The following is a 17,073-nucleotide window of genomic DNA, read 5'->3' as shown; positions in this document are numbered from 1 at the left end:
TGATGTAGGCCGGATAAGACGCGAAGCGTCGCCATCCGGCGATTCAGGCGTTCTGGTTCAGCGTCCTGGCGTACATGCGCCCTTCGGCGGCCAGCGCTAACAGGCTTGGGTCGCGCTCGCGGTTGCGGGCAAAGACAATCGCGATAAGCTGCTGCATCTGATAGGGCTCAGCCAGTTTTTGCAGCTTCACGGTATTCTCATACATTTTCTTCATTCGCCCCGGCATTAAACAGAAACCCACCCCTGCCTGTACCAGACTGAGCATGGAGAAGATGTCGTTTACGCGGGTAACGATTTCAGGCTCAAACCCGGCGATATGAAATGCTTCCTGAAAACCGGCGTAGGTGGCAAATCCTTCCGCCAGCGAGACAAATTTCTCATTGCGATAGTGGCGCAGGTCCGCCTTCATGGTGGCGTCCAGCGTAGCTGACATCGGTGCGGCGAGGTAGATATCGTCGTGGAACAGGGGCAGCACTTCGAGGCTGTTGCGGTCGATTTCGCTTTCGGAAATGGAGATGAGGATGGCGTCCAGCACGCCGTCTTCCAGCATCTTCAGCAGCGCTTCGTTGGAGCCCATGGTGAGATCCAGCTCCAGGTCAGGTCGGCGCAGCTTCATGCCCATAATCAGGTGCGGTACCGTCTCCAGCGTCAGTGAGTAGAGCGTACCCACGCGCAGGCGGCCCTGACCCACGCCTGCCGTTTTGCGCGCCTCTTCCAGCCCGCGTTCCATCAATTGGGTGACTTCCTGGCAGTACTCCAGCAACGTCCACGCTGCGGGCTGGGCGATAAGATTACGCCCTTTGTGAACGAACAGCGGGCAACGAACGTTCTCTTCCAGCGTATGCAGCGCGCGGTGAACGCTAACGCCGCTGATGTTCAGCGCCTCGGCGGTGCGGGCGATGTTACCCTTCTCCATAAAGGTCATGAAGATGCTCAGCTTGCGGAAGGTAATATCGTTGGTCGTCAGCTGATTCATCATCGTCTTCCCATCGTTAGTCGGCCAGCATCTGTTCGAGTTGTTCCTGCGCATCCAGCCAGGCCATTTCACACTCTTCCAGCCCGGATTTTGCATTCGCTTGCTGCTGCAAACAGGCAGTGAGTTCGGCTTTGCGACTTTGATCGTAGAGTTCGCTATCACCGAGTTTCTCTTCCGCCTGCGCCAACTGCGCCTGTAGTTTCTCCATCTCTTTTTCCAGACGGGTGATCTCTTTGCGCAGCGGCTGCGTCAGGGTGCGGAGTTCAGCTTCGCGACGCTTCTGATCCTTACGCGCCTGGGCGCTGTTCACGCTCTCCTTCGCCGGTTCGTCGCTCTGGTTTTCCTGTTTCTGCACATCGCTCAGCCATTGTTGATAATCTTCCAGATCGCCGTCAAACGGCTCGACTTTCTTGTCGTGCACCAGATAGAGGTCGTCGGTAGTGGAGCGAATCAGATGACGGTCGTGCGAGACCACGACCAGCGCGCCTTCGAAATCGATCAGCGCTTCGGTCAGCGCCTGACGCATATCCAAATCCAGGTGGTTAGTCGGTTCATCAAGCAGCAGCAGGTTCGGGCGCTGCCAGACGATCAATGCCAGCACCAGACGCGCCTTTTCACCACCGGAGAAGCGGGCGGTCTGTTCGCTGACTTTATCGCCCTGAAAGCCGAATCCGCCGAGGTAGTCGCGCAGTTTCTGCTCCAGTTCCTGCGGCGCCATGCGCGCCAGGTGCTGGATGGGCGATTCATCGGCACGTAAAAACTCCAGCTGATGCTGCGCGAAGTAACCCAGTTTAATGCCTTTGGCGAGACCAATTTCACCGCTGATGGGGGCCAGTTCACCCGCCAGCAGCTTAATCAGGGTTGATTTACCCGCACCGTTACGACCGAGCAGGCCAATGCGTGAACCCGGCACCAGATTCAGTTTGATCGAATCGAGAATGACGCGATCGCCATAGCCGGCGCTGACCTTTTCCATCTTCAATAGCGGGTTTGGCAGGCTTTCCGGTTGACGGAAGCTGAAGTGGAACGGGTTGTCCACGTGCGCCGGGGCAATGAGCTCCATACGCTCCAGCATTTTGATACGGCTCTGCGCTTGCTTTGCTTTGGTTGCTTTAGCGCGGAAACGATCGATATAGCTTTGCAGGTGCGCCACACGCTCCTGCTGACTTTCGTACATCGCCTGTTGCTGCGCGAGGCGGGTGGCGCGCTGGATTTCAAACGCGCTGTAGTTGCCGGTGTACTCGAACATGGTTTGCTGTTCGATATGAATAATTTTGTCCACCACCGGGTCGAGGAAGTCGCGGTCATGGGAAATCAGAATCAGCGTGCCCTGATAGCTTTTCAGCCATCTTTCCAGCCAGATCACCGCGTCAAGATCGAGGTGGTTGGTTGGTTCATCAAGCAGTAGCAGGTCTGAACGGCAAATCAGCGCCTGCGCCAGGTTAAGACGCATACGCCAGCCGCCGGAAAAATCGCTGACCGGACGTTCAAGCTGTTCATTGGAGAAGCCGAGGCCATGCAGCAGGCTTGCCGCGCGTGAGCGTACGGTCCAGGCGTCAATGGCATCCAGCTTGCCATGGACGGTGGCAATGGCGTGTCCATCGTTACGTTCGTTGGCATCGTTCAACTGCGCTTCCAGTTGACGATACTCGCGGTCGCCGTCAATCACGTACTCCAGCGCGGGCTGTGGCAACGCAGGCGTTTCCTGATTCACCCAGGCGAGCTGCCAGTTTCCCGGATAGGTAAATCCTCCGGCGTCAGCGCTGAGTTCATTTTTCAGCAATGCCAGCAGAGTAGATTTACCGCAGCCATTTTTGCCCACCAGGCCAACTTTCTGCCCTGGATTAATGGTGGCCGTGGCATTGTCCAGCAAGACGCGCACGCCGCGACGAATTTGTAACGATGAGAAAACAATCATAAGGCGCCGTATGTTCAGACTATGTTAATTTATCATTATGATAATGTAATGTGTGGGCCGTTTGCCGCACTGAGGCGCCATGGTAGCCCAAAACGTCGAAAATAGACAAAAGACAAAACCGGGAGGGGGATGATGTTCCAGCCAGCGAAAGTGTTGCTGCTGTATGCCCATCCGGAATCTCAGGACTCGGTCGCGAACCGGGTTCTGCTTAAACCGGCCATGCAGCTCAGTAATGTGACCGTGCACGATCTTTACGCGCACTATCCTGATTTTTTCATCGACATTCCGCATGAGCAGGCGCTGTTGCGCGAGCATGATGTGATTGTTTTTCAGCATCCTCTCTACACCTATAGCTGCCCGGCGCTGTTAAAGGAGTGGCTTGACCGTGTACTGAGCCGCGGATTTGCCAGCGGTCCCGGAGGGAATCAACTGGCGGGAAAGTACTGGCGAAGCGTCATCACCACCGGTGAACCGGAAAGCGCGTACCGTTATGACGCGCTGAACCGTTATCCGATGAGCGATGTACTGCGCCCTTTTGAGCTAACGGCCGGTATGTGCCGCATGCACTGGATGAGCCCAATCATCGTTTACTGGGCAAGGCGGCAAACGAAGCAGGAGCTGGACAGCCATGCTAAAGCGTACGGTGACTGGCTGGCGAATCCGATTCCTGTGGGAGGCCGCTGATGGAAGGTTCTGATTTATTGACCGCGGGAGTGTTGTTCCTCTTCGCGGCGGTCGCTGCGGTGCCGCTGGCATCGCGGCTGGGTATTGGCCCGGTATTAGGATACTTGCTGGCGGGGATCGCTATCGGCCCGTGGGGATTAGGATTCATTAGCGATGTAGATGAAATCCTGCACTTTTCCGAACTGGGCGTCGTCTTTTTGATGTTCATCATTGGGCTGGAACTTAACCCGGCCAAGTTATGGCAATTGCGGCGTTCAATTTTTGGCGTCGGTGCCGCGCAGGTGATGTTGAGCGCAGTGGTACTGGCTGGTTTGCTGATGCTTACCGCATTCTCCTGGCAAGCGGCAGTGGTCGGCGGCATTGGTCTGGCGATGTCATCGACCGCCATGGCGCTACAGTTGATGCGCGAAAAAGGCATGAACCGCAGCGAATCCGGGCAACTGGGTTTTTCGGTGCTGCTGTTCCAGGATTTGGCAGTAATCCCCGCACTGGCGCTGGTTCCACTGCTGGCGGGGTCTGCTGATGAACATTTTGACTGGATCAAAGTGGGCATGAAGGTGTTGGCTTTCGCCGGCATGTTGATTGGCGGACGCTATTTGCTGCGCCCTGTTTTCCGCTTCATTGCGGGTTCTGGCGTGCGGGAAGTGTTCACCGCCGCTACGCTGCTGCTGGTACTGGGTTCCGCGCTATTTATGGATGCGCTGGGATTGTCGATGGCGCTGGGAACGTTTATCGCGGGCGTGCTGCTGGCGGAAAGCGAATACCGCCATGAGTTGGAAACGGCAATCGATCCCTTTAAGGGCCTGTTGCTCGGACTGTTTTTTATCTCCGTCGGCATGTCGCTCAATCTCGGCGTGCTCTATACCCATATTCTGTGGGTAGCGGCGAGCGTAATCGTGCTGGTGCTTGTGAAGATGCTGGTGCTGTATGTGCTGGCACGACTGAACGGCATGAGAAGCTCTGAACGAATGCAGTTTGCCGGCGTGTTAAGCCAGGGCGGTGAATTCGCTTTCGTGCTGTTTTCAACGGCATCCTCGCAACGATTGTTTCAGGGCGATCAAATGGCGCTACTGCTGGTGACCGTCACGTTGTCGATGATGACCACGCCGCTGGTGATGAAGCTGATTGATAAATGGCTCTCCCGCCAGTTTAACGGCCCGGATGAAGAAGATGAAAAACCCTGGGTGGAGGATGATAAACCGCAGGTCATTGTCGTGGGGTTTGGACGCTTTGGTCAGGTTATTGGTCGCTTACTGATGGCCAATAAAATGCGTATTACCGTCCTGGAGCGAGATATCAGCGCTGTGAATCTGATGCGTAAATATGGCTATAAGGTCTATTACGGAGATGCAACGCAGGTGGATCTGCTGCGTTCCGCGGGGGCAGAGGCGGCGCAATCCATCGTCATTACCTGTAATGAACCCGAAGACACCATGAAACTGGTGGAGCTTTGCCAACAATACTTTCCGCATTTGCATATTCTTGCGCGAGCGCGCGGACGTGTAGAGGCGCATGAGTTATTACAGGCCGGAGTGACGCAGTTTTCCCGCGAAACGTTCTCCAGTGCGCTGGAGTTGGGGCGTAAAACGCTGGTCACGTTGGGGATGCATCCGCACCAGGCTCAGCGCGCTCAGCTGCATTTTCGGCGGCTCGATATGCGCATGTTGCGGGAACTGATTCCCATGCATACAGACACGGTACAAATCTCGCGAGCCAGGGAAGCCCGGCGTGAATTGGAGGAAATTTTCCAACGTGAGATGCAGCAAGAGCGGCGTCAGCTGGACGGCTGGGATGAATTTGAGTAGAGGTAATCATGGCAATTCGTAAACGTTTTATTGCAGGCGCAAAATGTCCGTCCTGCCAGGCGCAGGATACGCTGGCGATGTGGCGCGAAAATAATATCGATATTGTTGAGTGTGTTAAGTGCGGGCATCAGATGCGGGAAGCCGATAAAGAGGCGCGCGAACATGTTCGCAAAGAAGAGCAAGTGATCGGGATTTTTCATCCGGACTAGCGATATGGCGCAGCTTTTTTTAAGCTAGAGGGTACACGGGTGCAGAATTCCGCTACAATCTGCGCCACTATTCTTTCCATGCTCAGGAGATATCATGAAAGTAGCAAAGGACCTGGTGGTCAGCCTGGCCTATCAGGTACGTACAGAAGACGGTGTATTGGTTGATGAGTCTCCGGTGAGTGCACCGCTGGACTACCTGCATGGTCACGGTTCCCTGATTTCTGGCCTGGAAACAGCGCTGGACGGTCATGAAGTTGGCGACAAATTCGACGTTGCTGTTGGCGCAAACGACGCTTACGGTCAGTACGACGAAAACCTGGTGCAGCGCGTTCCTAAAGACGTCTTCATGGGCGTTGACGAACTGCAGGTTGGCATGCGTTTCCTGGCTGAAACTGACCAGGGTCCAGTACCGGTAGAAATTACCGAAGTGGAAGACGACCACGTTGTGGTTGACGGTAACCACATGCTGGCTGGCCAGAACCTGAAATTCAACGTAGAAGTTGTAGCGATTCGTGAAGCGACCGAAGAAGAACTGGCTCATGGCCACGTTCACGGCGCGCACGGTCACGACCACGATCATGACCACGGTCACGATGGTTGCTGCGGTGGTCACGGCCACGACCATGGTCACGAGCACGGTGGCGAAGGCTGCTGCGGCGGTGGCGGTAAAGGTAACGGCGGCTGCGGTTGCCACTAATACCCTTCGTCTTTCAACCCACAGCGGTGTTGGCTGCGCTTTCAAATCCCGGTCACATAGTTATCTATGCTCCCGGGACTTCCTCAAGCTTGCCGCCTTGCTGTGATTTGAAATCCTTTGGGTATATGTGAGTAGGCCTGCTAAGCGTTCGCGCCATCGGGCACAAAAAAGCGGGATATCCCCGCTTTTTTTACGTCTTAATAATGCGGCGGTGGGGTCTCTTCGGACTGCGACGCGATGTGGGACGGCTGCGTGGCTTTCAGCTTCTCAGTCAGCAGACGCAGATGATCGCGTAGTTTAGCCATTTCCAGTTCATGCGCAGTTACCGTCACGTTGAGCTCTTCAATGGTGATTTCCTGAAATGCCAGGCGGCTTTCCAGCTCGGCCAGGCGAGTTTCCAATGTTGTATCCTGCATGATTCACCTCTTTCTTTTTTCTCCGGCAGATCGCGGACTGCGGCGAATTCTACTTAACTTTGCCTGTTTGCACAGCACTCAATCTTCGGCAACGAAACTAATTTAAACAAAAAGAGTCTGAAAAGTGGTGATAATAGGGCGTGCCTGTATGTTGATTTGTTCTGCAACGCTTTATAGTACATTTTTATGTTAGATAACCCTGGGGTGAGATGCCCCGGCCCTGGAGATATGGATGAAATCACTGTTTAAAGTAACGCTGCTGGCGACCACAATGGCTGTTGCTCTGCATGCCCCGATCACCTTCGCTGCTGATGCTGCGAAACCAGCCGCTACTGCTGACAGCAAAGCAGCATTCAAGAATGACGACCAAAAATCCGCTTACGCGCTGGGCGCGTCACTGGGTCGTTATATGGAAAACTCCCTGAAAGAGCAGGAAAAGCTGGGCATCAAACTGGATAAAGATCAGCTGATCGCTGGCGTTCAGGATGCGTTTGCTGACAAGAGCAAGCTCTCTGACCAGGAAATCGAACAAACTCTGCAGGCGTTTGAAGCGCGCGTGAAGAGCTCCGCTCAGGCGAAAATGGAAAAAGACGCGGCTGACAATGAAGCCAAAGGTAAAGTTTACCGCGAGAAATTTGCTAAAGAGAAAGGCGTTAAAACCTCTTCCACCGGCTTGATCTACAAAGTAGAGAAAGAAGGTACCGGCGCTGCGCCGAAAGACAGCGATACCGTGGTTGTAAACTACAAAGGTACGCTGATTGATGGTAAAGAGTTTGACAACTCCTACACCCGTGGCGAGCCGCTCTCTTTCCGTCTTGATGGTGTTATCCCTGGCTGGACTGAAGGTCTGAAAAACATCAAGAAAGGCGGTAAAATTCAGTTGGTTATCCCACCGGATCTGGCTTACGGCAAAACCGGGGTTCCGGGTATTCCGGCCAACTCTACGCTGGTCTTTGATGTTGAACTGTTAGACATCAAACCGGCACCGAAAGCCGAGGCACAGCCAGATGCTGCACCGGCCGATAAAGCTGCAGATAGCAGCAAAAAGTAAGCGAACAGTAACCGCCGCCCACAGGGCGGCGGTTTTTTATTATCGACAGGATATAATTAATACTGGAAAGCGCCTTGTGCGCTGTATTACTTTAGATGCCCCTATAATAGTGATGAGCCTGCCCTGACAACATAACGACAGGCTCCTGAAAAGGAGTGCTTTTTTTCATGTCCAGGTCGCTTTTAACCAACGAAACCAGTGAGCTAGATTTACTGGATCAACGTCCTTTCGATCAAACTGACTTCGATATCCTTAAATCCTATGAAGCGGTAGTGGACGGGTTGGCGATGCTCATTGGTTCCCATTGTGAAATCGTATTGCACTCTTTGCAGGATTTGAAATGCTCAGCTATCCGCATTGCGAACGGTGAACACACGGGCCGTAAAATTGGCTCACCGATAACCGACCTTGCTTTGCGTATGCTGCATGATATGACGGGTGCGGATAGCAGCGTGTCGAAGTGTTACTTCACACGTGCGAAAAGCGGTGTCTTGATGAAGTCGGTGACGATTGCCATTCGTAACCGAGAGCATCGCGTGATTGGTCTGCTGTGCATCAACATGAACCTCGATGTGCCATTCTCGCAGATAATGAATACCTTTATCCCACCGGAAACCCCGGAAGTGGGCTCTGCCGTGAACTTTGCTTCTTCAGTCGAAGATCTGGTCACCCAGACGCTGGAATTCACGATCGAAGAAGTGAATGCCGATCGCAATGTATCCAACAATGCGAAAAACCGCCAGATTGTCCTGAATCTGTATGAGAAAGGTATCTTCGATATTAAAGATGCGATTAACCAGGTCGCCGATCGGCTGAATATCTCCAAGCACACGGTCTACCTCTATATTCGCCAGTTCAAAAGCGGCGATTTCCAGGGGCAAGACAAGTAATGCGCTTTACCATCATGGTGACGGGACCTGCTTATGGTACACAGCAGGCGAGTAGCGCGTTGCAATTTGCCCACGCGCTACTCAAGGAAGGGCATGAGTTAAGCAGCATATTTTTCTATCGTGAAGGTGTGTATAACGCCAACTTCCTGACTTCGCCCGCCAGCGATGAGTATGATCTGGTACGAGCCTGGCAACAGCTGAACCAACAACATGGCGTGACGCTAAATATTTGCGTTGCAGCGGCGTTGCGCCGCGGCGTTGTTGATGAAGCTGAAGCAAAGCGGCTTGGGCTGGCAGGTGCTAATCTACAATCAGGTTTCAATCTCAGCGGGCTGGGTTCGCTGGCTGAGGCGTCCCTGACCTGCGATCGCGTGGTGCAGTTTTAATGAAACGGGTTGCTTTTGTCTTTTCTACCGTGCCGCACGGCAGCGCATCCGGCCGTGAAGGGTTAGATGCCTTACTGGCGACATCTGCGCTAACGGAAGGTCTCGGCGTGTTTTTTATCGGCGATGGCGTGTTCCAGATCCTCCAGGGTCAACAACCGGATGTCGTTCTGGCTCGCAACTATATCGCAACGTTCAAGCTGTTGGAGTTGTACGATATCGATCAATGTTGGCTTTGTGCCGCCTCATTACGTGAGCGGGGTCTTCAGCAGGGTGTTAATTTTGTGGTTGATGCCACGCCGTTGGAACCTGAAGATTTGCGCCGTGAGCTAGGCAATTATGACGTCATTTTAAGGTTTTGAGACTCTCATGCTGCACACACTACACCGCTCCGCGTGGCTTACTGATTTCTCCTCTCTTCTTCGCCTGATTGAAAAAGGCGATGAGCTTTTACTGCTCCAGGATGGCGTGACTGCCGCAATAGAAGGAAGCCGTTTCCTTGAAAGTCTGCAAAATGCCTCCATTAAGGTCTCTGTACTGGAAGAAGACATTAAAGCTCGCGGGTTAGATGGTCAAATTTCAGACAGTGTCGTCAGGGTTAGCTATACTGACTTCGTCAGACTTACGGTGAAGCATCCCAACCAGATGTCCTGGTAATTGCGGGATCGTTGTATATTTCTTGACACCTTTTCGACACCGACCTAAAATTCTGCGTCCTCATATTGTATGAGGTCGTTTTATTACGTGTTTACGAAGCAAAAGCTAAAACCAGGAGCTATTTAATGGCAACAGTTAACCAGCTGGTACGCAAACCACGTGCACGCAAAGTTGCAAAAAGCAACGTGCCTGCGCTGGAAGCATGCCCGCAGAAACGTGGCGTATGTACTCGTGTATATACTACCACCCCTAAAAAACCGAACTCCGCACTGCGTAAAGTTTGCCGTGTTCGTCTGACTAACGGTTTTGAAGTGACTTCCTACATCGGTGGTGAAGGTCACAACCTGCAGGAGCACTCCGTGATCCTGATCCGTGGCGGTCGTGTAAAAGACCTCCCGGGTGTTCGTTACCACACCGTTCGTGGTGCGCTTGACTGCTCCGGCGTTAAAGACCGTAAGCAATCACGCTCCAAGTATGGCGTGAAACGTCCTAAGGCTTAATGGTTCTCCGTTAAGTAAGGCCAAACGTTTTATATTAATGTCAAACTAAACTCGTAGAGTTTTGGACAATCCTGAATTAACAACGGAGTATTTCCATGCCACGTCGTCGCGTCATTGGTCAGCGTAAAATTCTGCCGGATCCGAAGTTCGGATCAGAACTGCTGGCTAAATTTGTAAATATCCTGATGGTAGATGGTAAAAAATCTACTGCCGAAACTATCGTATACAGCGCGCTGGAGACCCTGGCTCAGCGTTCTGGTAAAAACGAACTGGAAGCTTTCGAAGTAGCTCTCGAAAACGTGCGCCCGACTGTCGAAGTTAAGTCTCGCCGCGTTGGTGGTTCTACTTATCAGGTACCAGTTGAAGTCCGTCCGGTCCGTCGTAATGCCCTGGCAATGCGTTGGATCGTTGAAGCTGCTCGTAAACGCGGTGATAAATCCATGGCTCTGCGCCTGGCGAACGAACTTTCTGATGCTGCAGAAAACAAAGGTACTGCAGTTAAGAAACGTGAAGACGTTCACCGTATGGCAGAAGCCAACAAGGCGTTCGCACACTACCGTTGGTAATCCCTTCGGAGTTTTAGTCACCAGGCGGGCGCTTCCAGTAAGCAGCCCGCTTTGGGCTACTTAAATTGAACGCCTAAAAGATAAACGAGGAATCAAATGGCTCGTACAACACCCATCGCGCGCTACCGTAACATCGGTATCAGTGCGCACATCGACGCCGGTAAAACCACTACTACCGAACGTATTCTGTTCTACACCGGTGTAAACCATAAAATCGGTGAAGTTCATGACGGCGCAGCCACCATGGACTGGATGGAGCAGGAGCAGGAGCGTGGTATTACTATCACCTCCGCAGCGACTACTGCATTCTGGTCTGGTATGGCTAAGCAGTATGAACCGCATCGCGTAAACATCATCGACACCCCGGGGCACGTTGACTTCACTATCGAAGTAGAACGTTCCATGCGTGTGCTTGATGGTGCAGTAATGGTTTACTGCGCAGTTGGTGGTGTTCAGCCTCAGTCTGAAACCGTATGGCGTCAGGCAAACAAATATAAAGTTCCGCGCATTGCGTTCGTTAACAAAATGGACCGTATGGGTGCGAACTTCCTGAAAGTTGTTGGTCAGATCAAAACCCGTCTGGGCGCGAACCCTGTTCCGCTGCAGCTGGCGATTGGCGCTGAAGAAGCGTTCACCGGTGTTGTTGACCTGGTGAAAATGAAAGCCATCAACTGGAACGAAGAAGATGCAGGCGTAACCTTCACTTATGAAGATATCCCGGCTGACATGCAGGAACTGGCTGACGAATGGCACCAGAACCTGATCGAGTCCGCAGCGGAAGCTTCAGAAGAGCTGATGGAGAAATACCTGGGTGGTGAAGAACTGACTGAAGAAGAGATCAAAAAAGCTCTGCGTCAGCGCGTTCTGAACAACGAAATCATCCTGGTAACCTGTGGTTCTGCGTTTAAGAACAAAGGTGTTCAGGCGATGCTGGATGCGGTAATTGATTACCTGCCATCCCCAGTTGACGTACCTGCGATCAACGGTATTCTGGACGACGGTAAAGATACTCCGGCTGAGCGTCACGCTAGCGATGATGAGCCGTTTGCTGCTCTGGCATTCAAAATCGCTACCGACCCGTTCGTGGGTAACCTGACCTTCTTCCGTGTGTACTCTGGTGTGGTTAACTCCGGTGACACCATCCTGAACTCCGTGAAAACTGCACGTGAGCGTTTTGGCCGTATCGTTCAGATGCACGCCAACAAACGTGAAGAGATCAAAGAAGTTCGCGCGGGCGATATCGCTGCTGCAATCGGTCTGAAAGACGTGACCACTGGTGACACTCTGTGTGACCCGGATCACCCGATCATTCTGGAACGTATGGAATTCCCTGAGCCGGTAATCTCCATCGCGGTAGAACCGAAAACCAAAGCTGACCAGGAAAAAATGGGTCTGGCTCTGGGCCGTCTGGCTAAAGAAGACCCGTCTTTCCGCGTATGGACTGACGAAGAATCTAACCAGACTATTATCGCTGGTATGGGTGAGCTGCACCTCGACATCATCGTTGACCGTATGAAGCGTGAATTCAACGTTGAAGCGAACGTCGGTAAACCTCAGGTTGCTTACCGCGAAGCGATTCGCGCGAAAGTTACCGATATCGAAGGTAAACACGCTAAGCAGTCTGGTGGTCGCGGTCAGTACGGTCATGTTGTTATCGACATGTACCCGCTGGAGCCGGGTTCAAACCCGAAAGGCTACGAGTTCATCAACGACATCAAAGGTGGTGTAATTCCTGGCGAATACATCCCGGCCGTTGATAAAGGCATCCAGGAACAGCTGAAATCTGGCCCGCTGGCTGGTTACCCGGTTGTTGATCTGGGCGTGCGTCTGCACTTCGGTTCTTACCATGACGTTGACTCCTCTGAGCTGGCGTTTAAACTGGCCGCTTCTATCGCCTTCAAAGATGGCTTTAAGAAAGCGAAACCAGTTCTGCTTGAGCCTATCATGAAGGTTGAAGTAGAGACTCCGGAAGAGAACACCGGTGACGTTATCGGTGACTTGAGCCGCCGTCGTGGTATGCTTCGTGGTCAGGAATCCAACGTCACTGGCGTTGTTATCCATGCTGAAGTTCCGCTGTCTGAAATGTTCGGATATGCAACCCAGCTGCGTTCTCTGACCAAAGGCCGTGCTTCTTACTCCATGGAGTTCCTGAAGTACGACGATGCGCCGAACAACGTTGCTCAGGCCGTTATTGAAGCCCGTGGTAAATAAGCCACAGGATTAAAACCTAAGTCCCGTGCTCTCTCCATAGGGGAGAGCACTATAGTAAGGAATATAGCCGTGTCTAAAGAAAAATTTGAACGTACAAAACCGCACGTTAACGTCGGCACCATCGGCCACGTTGACCACGGTAAAACTACCCTGACCGCTGCAATCACCACCGTACTGGCTAAAACCTACGGCGGTGCTGCTCGTGCATTCGACCAGATCGATAACGCGCCGGAAGAAAAAGCTCGTGGTATCACCATCAACACTTCTCACGTTGAATATGACACCCCGACTCGCCACTACGCACACGTAGACTGCCCGGGCCACGCCGACTATGTTAAAAACATGATCACCGGTGCTGCGCAGATGGACGGCGCGATCCTGGTTGTTGCTGCGACTGACGGCCCGATGCCGCAGACTCGTGAGCACATCCTGCTGGGTCGTCAGGTAGGCGTTCCGTACATCATCGTGTTCCTGAACAAATGCGACATGGTTGATGACGAAGAGCTGCTGGAACTGGTAGAAATGGAAGTTCGTGAACTTCTGTCTCAGTACGATTTCCCGGGCGACGACACGCCGATCGTTCGTGGTTCTGCTCTGAAAGCGCTGGAAGGCGAAGCAGAGTGGGAAGCGAAAATCATCGAACTGGCTGGCTTCCTGGACTCTTACATCCCGGAACCAGAGCGTGCGATTGACAAGCCGTTCCTGCTGCCTATCGAAGACGTATTCTCCATCTCCGGTCGTGGTACCGTTGTTACCGGTCGTGTAGAACGCGGTATCATCAAAGTTGGTGAAGAAGTTGAAATCGTTGGTATCAAAGAGACTGCTAAGTCTACCTGTACTGGCGTTGAAATGTTCCGCAAACTGCTGGACGAAGGCCGTGCTGGTGAGAACGTTGGTGTTCTGCTGCGTGGTATCAAACGTGAAGAAATCGAACGTGGTCAGGTACTGGCTAAGCCGGGCTCTATCAAGCCGCACACCAAGTTCGAATCTGAAGTGTACATCCTGTCCAAAGACGAAGGCGGCCGTCATACTCCGTTCTTCAAAGGCTACCGTCCGCAGTTCTACTTCCGTACTACTGACGTGACTGGCACCATCGAACTGCCGGAAGGCGTAGAGATGGTAATGCCGGGCGACAACATCAAAATGGTTGTTACCCTGATCCACCCGATCGCGATGGACGACGGTCTGCGTTTCGCAATCCGTGAAGGCGGCCGTACTGTAGGTGCGGGCGTTGTTGCTAAAGTAATGAGCTAATATTACGTTTATTTAACGTAGTTAGTTTAAAAGCCCCGAATATATTTCGGGGCTTTTTTATTTGTGTTTATTTAAAGATTTCAGAAATATTAGTTAATCTCAATATATAAATAATTTATCTGGTAGGATAAGTTTGTTCATTTCTTAAAGCATTGCGATTTGTATTTTATTAATTGAACTTGTTTGTTGTTATATCTACCTTATGCGTTATTACATACATATGTAATAAATTGATGGATTTATAACAACAGGAATGTTTAATAATGCAATTAAATCTCGCAACAAAAGCCTTATTTTGTATGGGGCTGACATGTGCTGCCTTGCCAGCATTTGCCCTGGAAGCATGGAGCGGTCAGGAAGGCGGCAGTACGTATGAAGTGATTTTCGACAGCGGCGTGTATAGCAATGCGTGGTGGGTAGGTGCATCGGATTGTCCGGGAAACGCCGCGGGCGACGAAGCGAATAACCCATGGCGCTACGAGCGAGCAGCGACCGCTGATGAAATAACGAAATATGGTAATCCAACAACCTGCGATACGGGTGGCGGTACGGTAACTTACCCAGCATATGACAATAGTATCGCTTATAATGCTGGTGATATTGTTATTTATAATAATGCGACGTATAAAACGTCTGTCGCGCAAAGCGCTTATGGTTTTGCTCCTGGTCAGGAAAATCCATGGGAGGCTTATGCCGTTGTCACGCAATGGGCGTCCTCGACCGTCTATAATAAAGGCGATAAAGTTCAGAAAAATGGCCAGGAATATGAAGCCCTGTTTTATACCGTAGGGGATGATCCTTCTCTTCCAGCTAATCAAAACCCAACCGGCACAAATGGTCGTCCATGGAAACCACTGGGCACTGTTGTCTCTTATACTCAGGACCAGTTGAATAAAGCTCCAGAATATAATTCCTCCACTGTATATGAAAGCGGCACGCTGATCCGCTATAACGGTGGTAATTACGTTTCGCAGTCCAAAGTACAGAAAGTCTCCCCATCTGATACCAATCCATGGCGCGTGTTTATCGACTGGACCGGCACCAAAGAAAAAGTAGGCACGCCGAAGTCACCATGGCCTGCGCATGTCTATGCCCCATATGTCGATTTTACCCTCAACTCACAGCCGGATCTGGCAAGCCTTGCGCAGAACCAGAATGTCACCCACTTCACCATGGCTTTCGTGGTCAGTAAAGATGCTGATACCTGCCTGCCGACATGGGGTACCGCATATAACGTTAACGACTACGCTCAGTACAGCAAAATTAAAGCGCTGCGTGAAGCAGGTGGCGACATCATGGTTTCCATTGGCGGAGCGAATAACTCCCCACTGGCAGCGTCTTGTAAGAATGTGAATGACCTGAAGCAGCATTATTACGATATCGTAGACAACCTGAATCTTAACGTGCTGGACTTCGATATTGAAGGCACCTGGGTTGCGGATCATGAATCCATAAACCGTCGTAATGAAGCGGTGAAGGCTGTTCAGGACACCTGGAAAGCAGAAGGTCGTAGCGTCGGAATTTGGTACACCTTGCCTATTCTGCCGACGGGCCTGACGGCTGAAGGTCTTTACGTGCTTGAAGATGCGAAAACCAAGGGCGTTGAACTGGCTGGTGTCAACGTCATGGCGATGGATTACGGTAACAGCATCTGCCAGTCTGATGGTACTGAAGGCCAAAACATTCATGGCAAATGTGCGACATCCGCCATTGAAAACCTCCATAGCCAGATGAAGCAAATTTTCACTGACAAGAGCGATGCGGAAATCAACGCCATGATGGGCACGACGCCGATGATCGGTTACAACGACGTTCAGGGCGAAGTGTTTTATATGTCTGATGCGAAACTGGTGATGCAGGATGCCACTGATCGTGGTCTGGGCATGATTGGCATATGGTCCATGATGCGCGATCAGCCTGGCGTGGCCAGGCAGGTTTCCCCTGAGCACAGCGGTCTGACCGAACAGCAGGCTGCGAAATACGCCTTTAGCGAAGTCTTTGCCCCGTTTACCCAAAGCGAAACTGCAGGTGATTTAGCGGGTGATGTCAAAGCCGTTTACATTGATGTTTTTGATGGCTCACAGCGAGTCAATGTGAACTTTGATGCCAGCAAGCTGAGTGATTCTAATAACTACCGTGTTGAGGTCGATGGTAAATATGTTTTCTCGACGGAAGGGAAGAAGAATTATTACAGCTACCGTTATAACTATGGCGAACAGTCGACTCTGCGTACTGGCGGCTTGAGTTATATGCTTCATCCTGGCAGCGTGGTGACAGTGAAGCGTACTCACCCTGATGCTCAGGTACTGGCGACGCTCACCGTGACGGATGACATGCTGGCAGGCAATAATCCACTGGTAGGCAGTGCGGATGTGTCTTCTCTGACGGTGAAGAAAGAGAATGGCATTCCTATGGTGTATGTCGATTTTGCCGCTGATAAAGTTGCTGCAGGCACCAACAGCGCATATATGGTTAAAGTTATGGGTGATGAGAAAAACGGTAACTACGTCTTCAGCTGTGATAATGGCAAATGTTACTACTCTTCGAAATCAACCAAAAATGGTGTGACAACCGTAAAATCTGATGAGCGTGCAATTTCAGTGGGTGAAACGGTGGTTGTCGAGCGTGTGACACCAAATCCGGCGACCATTGCGAAAGTAGTTGTTACGAAAGATATGCTGAAATAACTGAAAACAGTTTATGCCCTTAATCATTCGGGTTACAGGCTAAAAACATCCAAAGGCTGCTTTTGAATGAGGGACAGGCAGGTTCCTCATTCATCCTCAGCAGCAAAAGGTTACTGTGTGATTGTGGAGAGTGAGCGCGGTCATTGCAGTTGTAACCTGAAGTATTACA

The 17,073-nt window shown here is 51.8% G+C and carries 17 protein-coding genes; 14 read left to right on the top strand and 3 right to left on the bottom strand.

Annotation, left to right across the window (positions count from 1 at the left end):
- Positions 1-43 precede the first annotated feature (43 nt).
- Together FOB24_RS23195 and FOB24_RS23190 are read right to left on the bottom strand one after the other, a co-directional pair.
- Entirely contained in the window at positions 44-976 is a 933-nt protein-coding gene (locus FOB24_RS23195; protein ID WP_069323833.1) for a LysR family transcriptional regulator, read from the bottom strand.
- 16 nt (positions 977-992) lie between these two features.
- Positions 993-2,894, bottom strand: coding sequence for an ABC transporter ATP-binding protein (locus tag FOB24_RS23190; RefSeq protein ID WP_085048984.1), 1,902 nt, complete (start codon positions 2,892-2,894; stop codon positions 993-995).
- A 132-nt stretch (positions 2,895-3,026) separates the two neighbouring features.
- On the opposite strand from FOB24_RS23190, the gene kefG reads away from it, so the two are divergent.
- The 4 genes from kefG to slyD all read left to right on the top strand — a co-directional run bounded on the left by kefG (position 3,027) and on the right by slyD (position 6,289).
- Complete coding sequence (kefG, locus tag FOB24_RS23185; RefSeq protein ID WP_003023629.1) at positions 3,027-3,578, top strand: glutathione-regulated potassium-efflux system ancillary protein KefG; 552 nt, start codon at positions 3,027-3,029, stop codon at positions 3,576-3,578.
- Positions 3,578-5,383 (top strand): glutathione-regulated potassium-efflux system protein KefB, encoded by a 1,806-nt coding sequence (kefB, locus tag FOB24_RS23180; RefSeq protein WP_137351160.1) that lies wholly within the window; start codon positions 3,578-3,580, stop codon positions 5,381-5,383. Before kefG ends, kefB begins: the two co-directional genes overlap by 1 nt.
- Positions 5,384-5,391: 8 nt before the next feature.
- Positions 5,392-5,592, top strand: coding sequence for a YheV family putative zinc ribbon protein (locus tag FOB24_RS23175; protein ID WP_016154768.1), 201 nt, complete (start codon positions 5,392-5,394; stop codon positions 5,590-5,592).
- 94 nt (positions 5,593-5,686) lie between these two features.
- Positions 5,687-6,289, top strand: coding sequence for a peptidylprolyl isomerase (gene slyD, locus FOB24_RS23170; RefSeq protein WP_006687368.1), 603 nt, complete (start codon positions 5,687-5,689; stop codon positions 6,287-6,289).
- A gap of 197 nt (positions 6,290-6,486) precedes the next feature.
- Here the strand turns inward: slyD and FOB24_RS23165 are convergent, their stop codons facing one another.
- Complete coding sequence (locus tag FOB24_RS23165; RefSeq protein WP_038634770.1) at positions 6,487-6,705, bottom strand: protein SlyX; 219 nt, start codon at positions 6,703-6,705, stop codon at positions 6,487-6,489.
- Between the two features lie 232 nt (positions 6,706-6,937).
- Here FOB24_RS23165 and fkpA point away from each other — a divergent pair, with 232 nt between their 5' ends.
- From fkpA to FOB24_RS23115, 10 genes are all read left to right on the top strand, one after another.
- Positions 6,938-7,756 carry an FKBP-type peptidyl-prolyl cis-trans isomerase gene (fkpA, locus tag FOB24_RS23160; protein WP_038634767.1) on the top strand — a complete coding sequence of 273 codons (819 nt, stop codon included), beginning with the start codon at positions 6,938-6,940 and terminating at the stop codon, positions 7,754-7,756.
- A 167-nt stretch (positions 7,757-7,923) separates the two neighbouring features.
- A complete protein-coding gene (locus FOB24_RS23155; RefSeq protein ID WP_003023643.1) occupies positions 7,924-8,646 on the top strand; it encodes a helix-turn-helix transcriptional regulator in 723 nt (240 codons plus the stop codon).
- The gene (gene tusD / locus FOB24_RS23150; RefSeq protein WP_121529631.1) at positions 8,646-9,032 is read left to right on the top strand and encodes a sulfurtransferase complex subunit TusD; all 387 of its coding nucleotides are present in this window, start codon (positions 8,646-8,648) and stop codon (positions 9,030-9,032) included. The genes FOB24_RS23155 and tusD overlap by 1 nt, the downstream gene beginning before the upstream one ends.
- Complete coding sequence (tusC, locus tag FOB24_RS23145; protein WP_038634761.1) at positions 9,032-9,391, top strand: sulfurtransferase complex subunit TusC; 360 nt, start codon at positions 9,032-9,034, stop codon at positions 9,389-9,391. The genes tusD and tusC overlap by 1 nt, the downstream gene beginning before the upstream one ends.
- Before the next feature lie 7 nt (positions 9,392-9,398).
- The gene (gene tusB / locus FOB24_RS23140) at positions 9,399-9,686 is read left to right on the top strand and encodes a sulfurtransferase complex subunit TusB (protein ID WP_150345497.1); all 288 of its coding nucleotides are present in this window, start codon (positions 9,399-9,401) and stop codon (positions 9,684-9,686) included.
- A 125-nt stretch (positions 9,687-9,811) separates the two neighbouring features.
- Positions 9,812-10,186, top strand: a complete 375-nt coding sequence (gene rpsL / locus FOB24_RS23135) for a 30S ribosomal protein S12 (protein ID WP_003023654.1) — start codon at positions 9,812-9,814, stop codon at positions 10,184-10,186.
- Positions 10,187-10,281: 95 nt separating this feature from the next.
- Positions 10,282-10,752 carry a 30S ribosomal protein S7 gene (gene rpsG, locus FOB24_RS23130; protein ID WP_003023657.1) on the top strand — a complete coding sequence of 157 codons (471 nt, stop codon included), beginning with the start codon at positions 10,282-10,284 and terminating at the stop codon, positions 10,750-10,752.
- A gap of 96 nt (positions 10,753-10,848) precedes the next feature.
- Complete coding sequence (gene fusA / locus FOB24_RS23125) at positions 10,849-12,963, top strand: elongation factor G (protein WP_038634754.1); 2,115 nt, start codon at positions 10,849-10,851, stop codon at positions 12,961-12,963.
- A gap of 69 nt (positions 12,964-13,032) precedes the next feature.
- Positions 13,033-14,217 (top strand): elongation factor Tu, encoded by a 1,185-nt coding sequence (gene tuf / locus FOB24_RS23120; RefSeq protein ID WP_003031109.1) that lies wholly within the window; start codon positions 13,033-13,035, stop codon positions 14,215-14,217.
- Positions 14,218-14,480: 263 nt separating this feature from the next.
- Complete coding sequence (locus FOB24_RS23115) at positions 14,481-16,904, top strand: glycosyl hydrolase family 18 protein (RefSeq protein ID WP_087856955.1); 2,424 nt, start codon at positions 14,481-14,483, stop codon at positions 16,902-16,904.
- The last annotated feature ends 169 nt before the right edge of the window (positions 16,905-17,073 follow it).

It is taken from the genome of Citrobacter werkmanii (assembly GCF_008693645.1).
Taxonomy (GTDB): Bacteria; Pseudomonadota; Gammaproteobacteria; order Enterobacterales; family Enterobacteriaceae; genus Citrobacter; species Citrobacter werkmanii.
Note: the sequence above shows the minus strand (reverse complement) of the source record. Positions and strands in the feature narration are given on the sequence as shown.

Excerpts from the sequence above, each read along its gene's own strand:
- FOB24_RS23195 (WP_069323833.1), bottom strand. The coding sequence starts at position 976 with ATGAATCAGCTGACGACCAACGATATTACCTTCCGCAAGCTGAGCATC.
- FOB24_RS23190 (WP_085048984.1), bottom strand. The coding sequence starts at position 2,894 with ATGATTGTTTTCTCATCGTTACAAATTCGTCGCGGCGTGCGCGTCTTG.
- kefG (WP_003023629.1), top strand. The coding sequence starts at position 3,027 with ATGTTCCAGCCAGCGAAAGTGTTGCTGCTGTATGCCCATCCGGAATCT.
- kefB (WP_137351160.1), top strand. The coding sequence starts at position 3,578 with ATGGAAGGTTCTGATTTATTGACCGCGGGAGTGTTGTTCCTCTTCGCG.
- FOB24_RS23175 (WP_016154768.1), top strand. The coding sequence starts at position 5,392 with ATGGCAATTCGTAAACGTTTTATTGCAGGCGCAAAATGTCCGTCCTGC.
- slyD (WP_006687368.1), top strand. The coding sequence starts at position 5,687 with ATGAAAGTAGCAAAGGACCTGGTGGTCAGCCTGGCCTATCAGGTACGT.
- FOB24_RS23165 (WP_038634770.1), bottom strand. The coding sequence starts at position 6,705 with ATGCAGGATACAACATTGGAAACTCGCCTGGCCGAGCTGGAAAGCCGC.
- fkpA (WP_038634767.1), top strand. The coding sequence starts at position 6,938 with ATGAAATCACTGTTTAAAGTAACGCTGCTGGCGACCACAATGGCTGTT.
- FOB24_RS23155 (WP_003023643.1), top strand. The coding sequence starts at position 7,924 with ATGTCCAGGTCGCTTTTAACCAACGAAACCAGTGAGCTAGATTTACTG.
- tusD (WP_121529631.1), top strand. The coding sequence starts at position 8,646 with ATGCGCTTTACCATCATGGTGACGGGACCTGCTTATGGTACACAGCAG.
- tusC (WP_038634761.1), top strand. The coding sequence starts at position 9,032 with ATGAAACGGGTTGCTTTTGTCTTTTCTACCGTGCCGCACGGCAGCGCA.
- tusB (WP_150345497.1), top strand. The coding sequence starts at position 9,399 with ATGCTGCACACACTACACCGCTCCGCGTGGCTTACTGATTTCTCCTCT.
- rpsL (WP_003023654.1), top strand. The coding sequence starts at position 9,812 with ATGGCAACAGTTAACCAGCTGGTACGCAAACCACGTGCACGCAAAGTT.
- rpsG (WP_003023657.1), top strand. The coding sequence starts at position 10,282 with ATGCCACGTCGTCGCGTCATTGGTCAGCGTAAAATTCTGCCGGATCCG.
- fusA (WP_038634754.1), top strand. The coding sequence starts at position 10,849 with ATGGCTCGTACAACACCCATCGCGCGCTACCGTAACATCGGTATCAGT.
- FOB24_RS23115 (WP_087856955.1), top strand. The coding sequence starts at position 14,481 with ATGCAATTAAATCTCGCAACAAAAGCCTTATTTTGTATGGGGCTGACA.